General features: G+C 67.4%; 11 protein-coding genes. 4 read left to right on the top strand and 7 right to left on the bottom strand.

Features of this window, described 5'->3' with window-relative positions:
- Window positions 1-4: 4 nt before the first annotated feature.
- Together ald and BLT60_RS21935 are read right to left on the bottom strand one after the other, a co-directional pair.
- Window positions 5-1,120 (bottom strand): alanine dehydrogenase, encoded by a 1,116-nt coding sequence (ald, locus tag BLT60_RS21940; protein ID WP_090880383.1) that lies wholly within the window; start codon window positions 1,118-1,120, stop codon window positions 5-7.
- A gap of 154 nt (window positions 1,121-1,274) precedes the next feature.
- Window positions 1,275-2,594 (bottom strand): glycosyltransferase, encoded by a 1,320-nt coding sequence (locus BLT60_RS21935; protein WP_090880380.1) that lies wholly within the window; start codon window positions 2,592-2,594, stop codon window positions 1,275-1,277.
- A 113-nt stretch (window positions 2,595-2,707) separates the two neighbouring features.
- On the opposite strand from BLT60_RS21935, the gene BLT60_RS21930 reads away from it, so the two are divergent.
- The gene (locus tag BLT60_RS21930) at window positions 2,708-3,169 is read left to right on the top strand and encodes an Lrp/AsnC family transcriptional regulator (RefSeq protein ID WP_090880377.1); all 462 of its coding nucleotides are present in this window, start codon (window positions 2,708-2,710) and stop codon (window positions 3,167-3,169) included.
- 251 nt (window positions 3,170-3,420) lie between these two features.
- A complete protein-coding gene (locus BLT60_RS24960) occupies window positions 3,421-5,838 on the top strand; it encodes a calcium-binding protein (protein WP_090880374.1) in 2,418 nt (805 codons plus the stop codon).
- Between the two features lie 63 nt (window positions 5,839-5,901).
- Here BLT60_RS24960 and BLT60_RS21920 read toward each other — a convergent pair whose 3' ends face one another.
- Entirely contained in the window at window positions 5,902-6,597 is a 696-nt protein-coding gene (locus BLT60_RS21920) for a DUF2461 domain-containing protein (protein WP_175478583.1), read from the bottom strand.
- Window positions 6,598-6,693: 96 nt separating this feature from the next.
- Between BLT60_RS21920 and BLT60_RS21915 the strand changes: the two genes are divergently transcribed.
- Both BLT60_RS21915 and BLT60_RS21910 read left to right on the top strand, forming a co-directional pair.
- Window positions 6,694-7,089, top strand: a complete 396-nt coding sequence (locus BLT60_RS21915) for a hypothetical protein (protein WP_139167926.1) — start codon at window positions 6,694-6,696, stop codon at window positions 7,087-7,089.
- 109 nt (window positions 7,090-7,198) lie between these two features.
- Complete coding sequence (locus BLT60_RS21910; RefSeq protein ID WP_090880367.1) at window positions 7,199-8,086, top strand: diacylglycerol/lipid kinase family protein; 888 nt, start codon at window positions 7,199-7,201, stop codon at window positions 8,084-8,086.
- Window positions 8,087-8,141: 55 nt separating this feature from the next.
- Here the strand turns inward: BLT60_RS21910 and BLT60_RS21905 are convergent, their stop codons facing one another.
- From BLT60_RS21905 to BLT60_RS21890, 4 genes are read right to left on the bottom strand one after another with little or no spacing between them, the layout of a single operon-like run.
- Complete coding sequence (locus BLT60_RS21905) at window positions 8,142-9,149, bottom strand: ABC transporter substrate-binding protein (protein WP_090880364.1); 1,008 nt, start codon at window positions 9,147-9,149, stop codon at window positions 8,142-8,144.
- A 40-nt stretch (window positions 9,150-9,189) separates the two neighbouring features.
- On the bottom strand, window positions 9,190-10,320 hold the full coding sequence (locus BLT60_RS21900) for an ABC transporter permease (protein ID WP_090880362.1): 1,131 nt from the start codon (window positions 10,318-10,320) through the stop codon (window positions 9,190-9,192).
- The gene (locus BLT60_RS21895) at window positions 10,317-11,549 is read right to left on the bottom strand and encodes a flavin monoamine oxidase family protein (protein ID WP_090880359.1); all 1,233 of its coding nucleotides are present in this window, start codon (window positions 11,547-11,549) and stop codon (window positions 10,317-10,319) included. The genes BLT60_RS21900 and BLT60_RS21895 overlap by 4 nt, the downstream gene beginning before the upstream one ends.
- Window positions 11,546-12,475 carry an ABC transporter permease gene (locus tag BLT60_RS21890; protein WP_425285042.1) on the bottom strand — a complete coding sequence of 310 codons (930 nt, stop codon included), beginning with the start codon at window positions 12,473-12,475 and terminating at the stop codon, window positions 11,546-11,548. Before BLT60_RS21890 ends, BLT60_RS21895 begins: the two co-directional genes overlap by 4 nt.
- Window positions 12,476-12,652 lie beyond the last annotated feature (177 nt).

Below are 12,652 nucleotides of genomic sequence, written 5' to 3'. Positions count from 1 at the left end.
GTGGTCAGGCGGCCAGCATCTGGTCCGGCGCCTCGAAGGGCAGGCCGAGCGCCTCGGCGACGGCGGCATGGGTGATGCGGCCCCCATGGACGTTGAGCCCGGCCCGCAGATGCGGGTCGCGGCCAAGCGCCGCCATGCCGTGGTCGGCGAGTTCGAGGCCGAAGGGCAGGGTGGCGTTGTTCAGCGCCTCGCTGGAGGTCAGCGGCACCGCGCCCGGCATGTTGGCGACGCAGTAGTGGACGACGCCGTCGACGACGAATGTCGGCGACTCGTGGGTGGTCGGATGCGAGGTCTCGAAGCAGCCGCCCTGGTCGATCGCGACATCGACCAGCACCGCCCCCGGCTTCATGCCGGAGAGCATGTCGCGGCTGATCAGCCGCGGCGCCGAGGCGCCGGGGATCAGCACGGCGCCGATCACCGCGTCGGCCGAGAAGGCCTCCTCGCGGATCGCCTCGAGCGTCGAGTAGCGGGTGCGGACGCGGCCGTGGAAAAGGTCGTCGAGGGCGCGCAGCCGCGCCAGCGAGCGGTCGAGGATGGTCACCTCGGCGCCGAGGCCGACCGCCATCTGCGCCGCCTGGGTGCCGACCACGCCACCGCCGATGACGGCGATCTTGCCGGCCTGCACGCCGGGCACGCCGCCGAGCAGCACGCCGCGGCCGCCATTCGGCTTCTGCAGCGCCGTCGCCGCCGCCTGGATCGAAAGCCGGCCGGCGACCTCGCTCATCGGCGCCAGCAGCGGCAGGCCGCCTCTGCTGTCGGTGACCGTCTCGTAGGCGATCGCCGTCACGCCGGACTCCATCAGGCCACGCGCCTGCTTGGGGTCGGCGGCGAGGTGGAGATAGGTGAACAGGATCTGGCCGGGGCGAAGCTGTGCCCATTCGGCCGCCTGCGGCTCCTTCACCTTGACGATCATGTCGGCCTCGGCGAACACCTTGTCGGCCGCGTCGGCGATGGTGGCGCCGGCCGCGGCATAGGCGTCGTCGTCGGCCCGGATCCCGGCGCCCGCGCCGGTCTCGACCAGCACCTTGTGGCCGTGCGCTACGTACTCGACGACGGCGCTCGGCGTCAGCCCGACGCGCGCCTCGCCGACCTTGATTTCCTTCGGAACACCAATCAGCACGGCTCGACCCTCCAGATGGGATTAAGCCTTGATGATACGCCCTTTGCCGCAACGGTATCGTGATGAATCGCCGCGATTCAGCGTTGATAGGCATTGAAGAAGCGAAAATTCTGAAAATCTTGCAATATTCGTGCGGCAACGCCGAAAACGCCGGCTAATCGTGCGTCGAAGATCGCGTCGCGCGGCCCGGCTTCCCGCCCAGCGCCGCGTTGACCAGGGCGATGGCCGACCGGACGCCGTCTTCGTCGCGGATCAGCCGGCCGAGATCGGCCGCCCGCTGCCGGATTGACGGGTCGGAAACCGCCTGCCGGATCGCGGCGGCGAGACGCTCTGCCGTCAGTTTGCGCTGGGGAATGGACGGCGCCCCGACGCCGAGATCGACGCTCCGTCGCGCCCAGAAGGGCTGATCGCCGAAGAAAGGACAGATGACGCAAGGCACGCCGGCGCGAAACCCGGCCGCCGCGGTTCCGGCTCCGCCATGGTGCACTACCGCCGCCATTCTCGGGAAGAGCCACGCATGGGGCGCCGCGCCGATCGACAGGATCCGTGGCGAATGGCCTTGCGGCGCCAGCCCGCCCCAGCCCGACGAAATCAGGCCGCGCACCCCGGCCTGCTCAAGGGCCTCGACGACCAGCGCGGCGCGCCCGGCCGGATCCGTCGATGGCATGCTGCCAAAGCCGACATGGACCGGCGGCTCGCCCGCGGCAAGGAACGCCGCGAGGTCCGGCGGCGGACGCCAGTCCGACTCCGGCGGGTCGAGAAACCAGTAGCCGGTGAGCTGCGCCGTCTCGGGCCAGTCGGCCGGCCGCGCCAGGACGTGACGGCTGATCGCATGCAGCGTCATGGCCGGCCGCGCGGTGTCGGGCCGCAGCACTGCGGCTCGGTCGCGTACAGGGGCAAGGCCGAGCGACCGGCGAAAGTCGTTGACCGGCTTGCGGTAGAGCCCGAAGCTTGCCCGCACCATCGCGTAGGTCGCGCGGTTATACGCCCCGCCGAGTGGCAGCGCCGGAAAGCCTGCGGCCGGGAAGGCGGCCGTCGGCGTGTACATCGGCTGCAGCACGCCGAGGATCGCCGGAATGCCGAGCCACTCGGCGACATGCGGCGCCGCCATCGCCTTGGGATGGAAGACAATGACGTCGGGGCGCGCCGTTTCGGCTGCCGCGAGGGTGTCGGCCATCATCTGCCGGTTGATCGGCCTGACCAATCGCGCCAGGCGCATGCCGGCGCGCATCGCGCCGATGGATCCGACGCCGCCAAGCGCGGCGCGACCGTCGTCGGTATCCATCAGGTCGAGCAATGCCCCGGTCATCGGCAGGAAGCCGATTCCGGCGTCCTCGATCCCGTCGCGGTAGCGGGTCGCCGTGCAGATCGCGACGGCATGTCCGTCGCCGGCCAGTCCTTTCGCCAAAGCCAGGAACGGCTCGACGTCGCCGCGGGTCCCGATGGTCGTGATCAGCACCGTGCGTCCGCCCATGCGGGCTACCGTTACCCGCGGCCGCACGCCCCGGCAACCGGGGGCCGCCGCCGGTGGTGTTTGCCCACCCGTTTCAATAAAATGGATCGATTGGCGGCAAACCCGGTGAAATCATGCAGCTCGACGAATTCGATCGCAAGATCGTTGCGGTTCTTGCCCGCGAAGGCCGCGCCACCGCGGTCGAGCTCTCGGCCCGTGTCGGCCTGTCGCCCTCCGCCTGTACGCGGCGGCTCCAGGGCCTCGAGGCGTCGGGCGTCATCGCCGGCTACCGGGCGACCATCGATCCCGAGACCGTCGGCCTCGGCGTCAAGGCCTTTGTCGAGGTCTCGCTGGAGCGCCAGAATGACGAGACGCTCCAGGCCTTCGAGACTGCGCTCGCCAAGTGCCCGAATGTCCTGTCCTGCCACCTGATGTCGGGCGGCAGCGATTACCTGATCGAGCTGGTCGCCGAGGACCTTTCGGACTTTGCCCGCCTCCACGCCAACACGCTGAGCCGTCTGCCCGGCGTCGCCCGCATCGAATCGAAATTCGCCCTCCGCCAGGCCGTCGACCGCCCTCTGGTGCCGATCGGCTGACGCGGGCCAAAAAGCGCACAACCGACCGCACATTACCGAGAAGCAATGAATCCGCCGCGGCGCCTCGGGTCGGATCAGCGCGTCCAAGATATTGAAAACAAAGGATTATCAAAGCTTCAACGGCGTGAATTTCATTACCGGAATGTTATTTGGCGCATGCCCGGCCCGTCCACACCTTTTGGGAGAGAGACGGGCAAAGGTCCGTTCGCGAACAGGCCGGCTTCAAGGGGCCGGCTCAGGGGAGGCGCAAAATGACCACCTATACATATGAGGCGGACGACGACGATTACGTCAGCGACGCCGGCGTCCATGTCTCGACCGAGGCGATGGACGCGATCAATTCCTTCTCGAAGGCCGCCAGCGATTACGTGGTGGTCACTGGAAGCAGCGGCTATTCCTACACGGTCGAGGATTACGGCATCGCGACCATGGGCGCCGACGACGCGTCCTATGACAATGCCTTCGTCTATTCCGCTCCGGGGACATATGGCCGTTTCCAGCACTACTACTCGCTGGTCATCGGCAACGATGGCGACAACGTCATCAAGGGCAACAGCGGCGATTCCTGGTTTTCCGATCGCGCAACCACAGTGTTCGCCGGCCAGGGAGACGACAAGGTCTATGGCTACAGCGGCAACGACACCTTCTACGGTGAGGACGGCAACGATCTCCTGTCCGGCGGCGATGGCAATGACGCGCTCTTTGGCGGCGCCGGCGACGATTTCCTCTACGGCGGCAAGGGCACCGACACACTGGTCGGCGGCGACGGCAATGACTGGTTGTTCTCGGGACAGTTATACGACGGCGCGAGCGATACGCTGACCGGCGGCGCCGGCGCGGATACCTTCGTTCTCGGCGATGCCACCGACGAATTCGTCGCATCCGCTGACGTCAATTGGGCGGTTCTGGCGGTTGCCGGCCTGGGCGTCGGCACCGACATTGCCCTGGCTTCGAATTTCGACGGCATGGCCGGCAGCGTCGCGAAGAAGATGGTTCCAATGGTGAGCAACGCCCTGAAGGCCGCGTTCGCCTACGGGGACCTGACCGACACGGCGACGCCGGAGGCCGCCTACGCCACGGTCACCGACTTCAATCCGCTGGAAGACGTCCTGATCCTGCCGGTCAGCGCGGGCGACCGCGGCAACGTCTTCGTCTCGCTCGACACCAACATCGACAGCGCGTTCGTCATAAAATACGACGACGGCACCAGCGTCGATATCGTCGCCACCATCAATTTCGCCGATGCCGCCGCGATCTACGGCGACGGCTTCGGCTCGCTGAGCGCCACCGCCCAGCAGGCTTTCGTCAATTCGCTGATGCAGTCGGCTCTGGTCATCAGCGCCGACGGTGCGGTCATGGGTATGGACGGCGGAATTGCGCTCGACGTCGATACCAGCGAACTCGGCGACCTGGGCACGACCCAATTCATCGTCATCGGCGCCTATTCGGGCTGGTACCTGCAGGGCGATTCCGGCAGCGACTACCTGTTCGGCACCAACTACGACGACGTCATCGCCGGCTACAATCTGGACGGTGGCTCCGGCACCTACGTCGCGCCCGAGAATGCCGGCAACGACGAATTGCGCGGCTTCGGCGGCGACGACGTCTTCCTGGGCGGCCAGGGCAACGACTACATCGATGGCGGCGACGGCTCGGATACCTCGTCCTACGTCCACTCGATCGCCGGCATCACGGTCGACCTGTCCGCCACCGTCACCGACGCCAACGGCACCTACGCCCAGGCGCAGGACGGCTTCGGCACCACCGACAAGCTGTTCAGCATCGAGAACATCACCGGCTCGGACTATGACGACGTCATCACCGGCGACACCGGCGCCAACACCCTGGCCGGCGGCGCCGGAGACGACACCATCGACGGCGGTGCCGGCGACGACACCATCTATGGCGGCGCCGGGCACGACAGCCTGGACGGCGGCGAGGGTTTCGACACCTTGAGCTTCGCCGACGCCGAGGCGGGCGTCACCGTCGACCTGTCGGCGAACCAGGTGGCCGAGGACGGCTTCGGCTTCAGTGACGACGTGTTCAACTTCGAGGCCCTGACCGGCAGCGCGTTCGACGACGGCCTGACCGGGGATGCGCAGGATAACGCCATCTACGGCGGCGCCGGCAACGACATTATCGACGCCGTCGGCGGCAACAACACGGTCGATGGCGGCGACGGCAACGACCGGATCACCGCCGGTTCCGGCAACGACACGCTGTCCGGCGGTGCGGGCGACGACTTGCTGTCGGGCGGCGCCGGGGACGATGTCCTCTACGGCGGCGACGGCAATGACACCCTGGTCGGTGGCGAGGGCGATGACGTCCTCTATGGCGGCAGCGGCAACGACACGCTGACCGGCGGCGCCGGGGCCGACACCTTCGTCTTCGACAGCGGCTTCGCAGGCACCGTCACCGATTTTGACCCGACCGAGGATACCATCATGATCGATGGCTCGGCCTATGGCATCGGCGACCTGGCCGGCGATTCCCTGGGGTTCCTCGATCTGGAGCCCTGGCAGCCCGGCGCGGACGACGGCGATTACACCGTGACGCTGACGGAGTGGGGCTCGGACAAGCCGATCCTGAGCTTCAGCGCGGACTATCAATTCGACGCCACCAACGCCAAGGACGTCATGGCTTACTACGACTCGATCCTGATCTACTGATCCGCGATCGCCTGCGAGACCGCAGAACCGGCGTCGCCCGAGCGGCGCCGGTTCTGCGTTGCGTCAGCCATAGACCGTCCGGTCGAGCCAGGCGACCAGCGGCATCAGCGCCTTGATCCGCGTCATCAGGAAGGGGACAGCGTCCGGCCCGAACAGTTCGTCGGGGATCGGCTGGTCATGGGTTCGGACCACCACGCCCTTGCGGCGGAGCATCGTCGCCACCGGCTCCTCCGCCGTGTAGCCGCGCGGCAAGCGGGCGAGTTGCGGTTCGTCGGCGACGCAGCCGATTGCTTCCGCCTTGCCGATCGCCGCCGTCAGCTCCTTCGCCCCGGCCTTGGTCGTCATCGCCGCGCGATAGGCCTCGAGCTGCGCCGGCTCGAAGGCCCAGTGGCCGGCGCCGACGCCAAAATGGTCCGGGCCGACGACGACGTGGACCCCCGGTCCGCGATTGGCATGGTCGCCGGTGAAGAAGATCAGGTGCAGCATCGCCGAGTAGGGGCGCTTGTCCTTGGAGAAGCGGACATCGCGGTTGATCCGCCGCAGCGAGCCGTTGACCTTGGGCACCGCCGTGAGTGGCGGGGCGAGCCGGCCAAGCGGTTCGGCCAGGCCAGTGATCAGCGCCAGCGCCGGTTCGACATAGCAGCGCTGGTATCGCGCCCGGTGCGCGTCGAACCAGTCTTTGGTATTGTTCGTTGAAAGCTCGGCGAGGAACCTGGGCAGGTCCTTGTCGAGTTGCGGCGCAAGCAGATCGGTGTCCACGGTGCTCCCCTCCAGCCAGCAGGATTCGCCGGTCGCCGCGCGGCGCTAGGTTGATTTACCGAAGAGTTTAATACCAGAGGCCCTGTGGAGAAAAGCGTGCCGAAGACCCTGCTGACAGACGACGAAAATCCCGATCTCGCCGCATGGCGCCATCTCGCCGACGACCTGGTGGCGAATGAGTCCGGCGTCGAGCGCGGCCGGATGATGTCGTCCGACGCGGTCAAGTTCGGCGGCAAGGTGTTCGCCTTCTATACGACCAAGGGCAAGTTCGCCGGCCTCGGGGTAAAGCTTGGACGCGATATCGATGTCTTCTCGCTCGGCCTGAGCGAATGGGAATACCTCGCCCCGTTCAAGTCGAAGCCGCCGATGATGGACTGGATCCTGATCGGTCCGAAGGATCGCGCCCGCTGGCCGGACATGGCGCGCTTCGCCCTCGACATGATGCGCGCTGCCAACAAGCTGGAAGCCGCCCGCAAGATGGGCAAGAAGTAGCGGAAAGGCGTCGTCCGCCCGTTTTCTGCTGGGGCGGGCCGGCATGACATGAAACTCCTTTGGCCCTCCGGGGTTTCCTGTTGTTAAGGCCGCATCTGGAGCGACGGCGATGCCGACCATCACGCTTGCCTACAATCCCTCCGCCGGGACCGGCCGCCACGCTCGCCACCATATCGTCGCGCTGCTCGCCCGGGCCGGCTATGCTGTGCGCTGCCTGTCGACCAAGCAGCCCGGCCTTGCCGCCGCGCTGCGGTTGCCGACGCGGATGGTCGTCGCCGCCGGCGGTGACGGCACCGTCGCCAAGGTCGCCCGTCTGCTCGACGGAACGGACACACCGCTTGCCATCCTGCCTCTGGGCACCGCCAACAACATCGCCCGCGCCTTCGGGCTGGGCGATTCGGTGTCCGAGGTCGTCTCGGAACTGCGCGCTCCGGCATGGCGCACGGTCGATCTCCTCGAGGTCACGCGTGGTCGCCGCCGGGAGACCGCGGTCGAGAGCGTCGGCATCGGGGCGCTGGCCGCCGGGGCGCTCGCGCTTCATCTCAGCGACAAGGCGGAGGCAGAGCCGAGGCGGGCAATTCTCAAGGCGCGCCGTGGCCTGGCAAGGTCGCTGGCCAAGGCCGCGCCCATTCCCAGGCTCAAGGTGAATGGCGAGGACTTGTCCGGCGCCGCGCTCTTCGTCGAGGCGCTGAACATGCCTTTGATGGGTCCCGGACTGCGACTCTGCCGTGCCGCCGCCGTCGATGACGGCCGGCTGCACCTCGTCTGCGCCGAGGAGGCGCACCGCAAGTCGATGGTTGAATGGCTGCGCGACGGCGCCCCCGCCCATCAGGCGCCGAAGCTGCGTTCGCTCGGCCGGGTGCGGAGCGCCAGGCTGGTCTGGTCCGGCGCGACCTCGCGGATCGATGACGCCTTCTTCGATCCGTCGGAGAAGAAGAGCCGGCTCTCGCTCGCCGTGAAGCCCGGCCGGCTGCGCCTCGTCGTGCCGTCCCGCTGAAACGAAGACGGGCGCCCGTGGGCGCCCGTCTCGCGTCGGTCTGAAGGCGTTTCGCCTACATGTCGTTCTTGATGCCGGCCTTGTCGGTGATGACGTGGCTCCAGGCGCCTTCCGGCACCTTGGTGATCACCGGGTCGGAACCGCCGCCGAGCAGGACCTCGACGGTCCGCTCGTAGTCAGCCTCGTCAAGCGCGCCGTTCGAACCCTCGGTCAGCTTGATGATCTCGCTGACCATCCGCTTCTGGTGCTTCTCCGTCTGCGCACCGGTGTCGTCGTTCTCCAGCACGATCTCGGCTGCTTCGTCGGGGTTTTCGCGAGCATATTCCCAACCCTTCATCGACGCCTTGACGAAGCGCGCCATGACATCGACGAAGGCCTCGTCCTGCAGGCGATCCTCGAGCACATAGAGGCCGTCCTCAAGCGTCGCGACGCCCTGGTCCTCATACTTGAAGACGACCAGGTCCTCGGCCGGGATGCCGGCGTCGATGACCTGCCAGTATTCGTTGTAGGTCATCGTCGAGATGCAGTCGGCCTGCTTCTGCAGCAGCGGGTCGACGTTGAAGCCCTGCTTGACCACGGTGACGCCGTCGGGGCCGCCCTCGGTCGGAATGCCGAGCGTCGCCATCCACGACAGGAAGGGATACTCGTTGCCGAAGAACCAGACGCCGAGCGTCTTGCCGCGGAAGTCCTCCGGCTTGGTGATCCCGGTTTCCTTCAGGCAGGTCAGCATCATGCCCGACTTCTTGAAGGGCTGGGCGACGTTGACTGTCGGCACGCCCTTCTCGCGGGCGGCCAGGGCCGACGGCATCCAGTCGATGGCGATGTCCGCGCCGTCACCGGTCAGGACCTGCTGCGGATTGATGTCGGGGCCGCCTGGCTTGATGGTGACGTCGAGGCCTTCTTCTTCGTAGAAGCCCTTGTCCTTGGCGACGTAGTAGCCGGCAAACTGGCCCTGCGTCACCCATTTGAGCTGCAAGGTCACCGCGTCGGCGGCAAGGCCCGACGACAGGCCGAAGCCCATCCCGGCGGCTGCGGCGAGCGCGGTAATCAGAACTTTCTTCATTTTGACCCCTCCATTCGAGGTTGAGTTGCCGTCCGAACCGTCATGTGCGGAACGACGGATGCCAGAACGTCACGATACGCTCAAGGAGCGCCAAGACGCCATAAAACACGGAGCCGGCCAGGGCCGCCACCGCTATTTCCGCCCACACCATGTCGACCGCCAGCCGGCCGACCTCCGTGGATATGCGGAATCCCATGCCGACGATCGGCGTGCCGAAGAACTCGGCGACGATCGCGCCGATCAGCGCCAGCGTCGAGTTGATCTTGAGGGCATTGAAGATGAAGGGCAGGGCCGCCTGAAGCCGCAGCTTGATCAGGGTCTGCCAGTAGTCGGCCGCGTAGGTCTGCATCAGGTCGCGCTGCATGGCGTCGGAAGCCGCCAGCCCGGCGACGGTGTTCACCAGCATCGGGAAGAAGGTCATGATGACCACCACCGCCGCCTTCGACTGCCAGTCGAAGCCGAACCACATCACCATGATCGGCGCCATGCCGATGATCGGCAGCGCCGAGACCAGGTTGCCGACCGGCAGCAATCCGCGCTTCAGGAAGGGACTGCGGTCGGCCGCGATGGCGACAAGGAAGCCGCTGGCGCAGCCGATCGCATAACCGGCGATCACGGCCTTCAGGAAGGTCTGGTTGAAGTCGGCCCACAGGATGTCGGTCGAGGTGGTGATGCGCGCCCAGATCGCGCTTGGCGGTGGAAGCAGCACTGCCGGCACGCCGGTGCCGACCACCACCACTTCCCACAGGAAGAGGAGCCAGATGCCGAAGATCAGCGGCACGACGATCTTGAGCAGCATCGCATAGGCGCGGTTGGACGGTTCGAGCGCCGATAGTCCGGTGACCAGTCGCCAGGCCAGCAGCCACAAGGCGATGACCAGCCCCCAGAATCCCCAGCCGGCCCCGTCCGCGACCGCCGGCAGCAGCGTCAGCGCGAAATAGCCGCCGACATGGACGAAGAAGAGCAGCATCAGGTCGGCAATGTCCGATGCCGCCGGGCGGACGCTGGCGACCGCCGTCAGGAACAGCATCAGCAGGATCAGGATCGCCTCGGTGCCGAGCCCGAGGACGTAGATGCGCGGTCCCTCCGCATTGATCGGCAGCGTCACCGCCGCGACCAGGGCCGCGAAGGCGAAAAGCGCCTGCCAGGAGTCACGCTGCGCCTGTCTCATGCCGCGCCTGCAATCGTCGCGGCGACGGTCTCGCCGGAGAGGCGCGCCCCGCCGCAGGTCTGCTTCAGCGGGCCGGCCAGCGCTTCGCCGGCAAAGTAGATGCGGTCGGCCACCGGGTGCGAGAGCACGTCGCGGGCGCTGGCCTGGCCGGGACGCGCCGCCGCATAGGCGCCGCGGGTCCAGCGATCCGAGCCCCATTGCGTCATCGCCCCCTTGCCGATCGCCTTGCGGGCGTCGGTGCCGAAGGTCCGCACCAGCCGCTCGGTGGCGAAGTCGACCGCCGCTTCCTCGCCGGCGCATTCGATCTCCCAGGCGAAGTCGCCGCCGACGAAGCCGACCATCAGGTCGAGATCGAAGGGAAAGCAGAGGAAATAGATATCGCCATGGCCGCGCCGCTCGATCAGGAGGTCGTCAAAGGCCTGGTGGCCGAAGCGTTCGCCCTTGACGACCAGCGGGATCTTGGTGAGCAGTCCCATCGGCAGGTGGTCGAAGGCCGCGTCATAGTCTTCCGGCAGGTCCGGCACGAAGCGGATGCCGCCAAAGGAGAGGACGCCGGTCGAGACGGTGACGATCACCTTGTCGGCCTCCACGGTCCCTCGGTCGGTGGTGACGCTGACGCCGGGGCCGTCCCAGTGGATCTCGCGGACCGGCGTATCGAGTTCGACCTCGACATCGCCGCCCCAACGGGCGACCAGCGTGCCGAAGCCTTCCAGCGTAAAATAGTTCGGGTCGAGGTCGGCGGCGCTGGCCAGGTCGGCGATCGAGATCTCGTCGACGTCCTGGCCGAAGTCCATCGGCCCGCTGAAGGTGCCGGCGGCGCTGCCGCCAAGGGTCGCGGCGAGCAGCTCCGACACCCGGTCGCCGGTCAGCTCGGTCGTTCCGCCCAGCGCCTCGATCAGCGCCGCCTCGGCCCCGGCCATCTCGGCCAGTTCCTCGGCCGTGGCGCGCGTCCTGCCGAAATAGAGGTGGTCGACCCCCATGTCGTGGTGGTGGAGCGTCCAGCCGGCGGCTTCCGCCTCGGGGAAGAAGGGATTGCGGTCGGCGGCATGCAGCCAGGCGCAGCCCCGGTCGAAGGGCATGCCGAAGGTGTCGCTTTCGGTATGGGCCCGCCCGCCGATGCGGCTCATCGCCTCGAAGACGGTGACGGTCTTGCCGGCGCGGCGGAGCGCCCTGGCAGCGCCAAGCCCGGCGGCGCCGGCGCCGACGATGGCGACGTCCACCGCGCTCATGCCCGCACCCCCATCAGCCGCATGACGATCCGCTGGGCGATCCCGACCAGGGTGACAAGCACCGCCGCCAGCACCGAGGCGAGCACCAGCGCCGACCAGATCTGCACGGTCTGTCCGTAATAGGATCCGGTCAGTAGCCGCGCGCCGAGCCCGGCGACCGCGCCCGTCGGCAATTCGCCGACGATCGCCCCGACCAGGCTCGCCGCCACCGCCACCCGCATCGAGACGAAGAGATAGGGGACCGACGACGGCCAGCGCAGCTTCCAGAAGGTCTGGGGACGGCTGGCGTTGAAGGTGCGCATCAGGTCGAGGTTGATCGGGTCCGGCGAGCGCAGCCCCTTCACCATTCCGACCGCGACCGGGAAAAAGGAGAGGTAGGTCGAGATGATCGCCTTGGGCAGGAGCCCGGTCAGCCCGACCGAGGCGAGGACGACGATGACCATCGGCGCGATGGCGAGGATCGGGATCGTCTGCGAGGCGACGATCCATGGCATCAGGCTCTTGTCGAGGCTGGCGACATGGACGATGGCCGTGGCCAGCAGGATGCCGAGCGCCGTGCCCATGACAAAGCCGAGCAGCGTCGAGGAGAGCGTGATCCAGCCGTGGTAGATCAGACTGCGCTTGGATGTCGGCGCGGTCTCGAAGATCGTCTTGTAGAGTTCCTCCCCGACCTGGTGCGGCGAGGGCAGTACCGGCCGCTCCTGCGACCACGTCGCCTCGACGAACTCGATGACGCCGGGCTTCTCCCCGGCGCGGGCGAAGACCTCGTATTGCCACGGCGAATTGAGGAAGGTCGCGGCGATATACCAGATAACGATGATCGCCAGCACGATGACAGTGACCGCGACGAAGCTAGACCGGAAGAAGCGCGTCACCATCCCGGGCCGTGCCGGTGTATAGCCGATGATGTCCGCCGCCGCGCTCATGCCGCGCCCCACAGCACCGTCGCCGAACCCCACCCACCATGCTTCGCATGGTCCCCCCTCCCCGGTTCGGGGAGGGATCGGTGCCCTGCGAGCACGCTCGCAAACCGGAAGCAACGGGTGGTGTCTGGCTGAAAGAGGCGTGAAGATCGCCAATCCCTCCCCGAACCGGGGCGGGGT

It is taken from the genome of Bauldia litoralis (assembly GCF_900104485.1).
Taxonomy (GTDB): Bacteria; Pseudomonadota; Alphaproteobacteria; order Rhizobiales; family Kaistiaceae; genus Bauldia; species Bauldia litoralis.
This window is presented reverse-complemented; position numbering and strand designations above follow the sequence as displayed.

Excerpts from the sequence above, each read along its gene's own strand:
- BLT60_RS21935 (WP_090880380.1), bottom strand. The coding sequence starts at position 2,594 with ATGGGCGGACGCACGGTGCTGATCACGACCATCGGGACCCGCGGCGAC.
- BLT60_RS21930 (WP_090880377.1), top strand. The coding sequence starts at position 2,708 with ATGCAGCTCGACGAATTCGATCGCAAGATCGTTGCGGTTCTTGCCCGC.
- BLT60_RS24960 (WP_090880374.1), top strand. The coding sequence starts at position 3,421 with ATGACCACCTATACATATGAGGCGGACGACGACGATTACGTCAGCGAC.
- BLT60_RS21910 (WP_090880367.1), top strand. The coding sequence starts at position 7,199 with ATGCCGACCATCACGCTTGCCTACAATCCCTCCGCCGGGACCGGCCGC.
- BLT60_RS21905 (WP_090880364.1), bottom strand. The coding sequence starts at position 9,149 with ATGAAGAAAGTTCTGATTACCGCGCTCGCCGCAGCCGCCGGGATGGGC.
- BLT60_RS21900 (WP_090880362.1), bottom strand. The coding sequence starts at position 10,320 with ATGAGACAGGCGCAGCGTGACTCCTGGCAGGCGCTTTTCGCCTTCGCG.
- BLT60_RS21895 (WP_090880359.1), bottom strand. The coding sequence starts at position 11,549 with ATGAGCGCGGTGGACGTCGCCATCGTCGGCGCCGGCGCCGCCGGGCTT.
- BLT60_RS21890 (WP_425285042.1), bottom strand. The coding sequence starts at position 12,475 with ATGAGCGCGGCGGCGGACATCATCGGCTATACACCGGCACGGCCCGGG.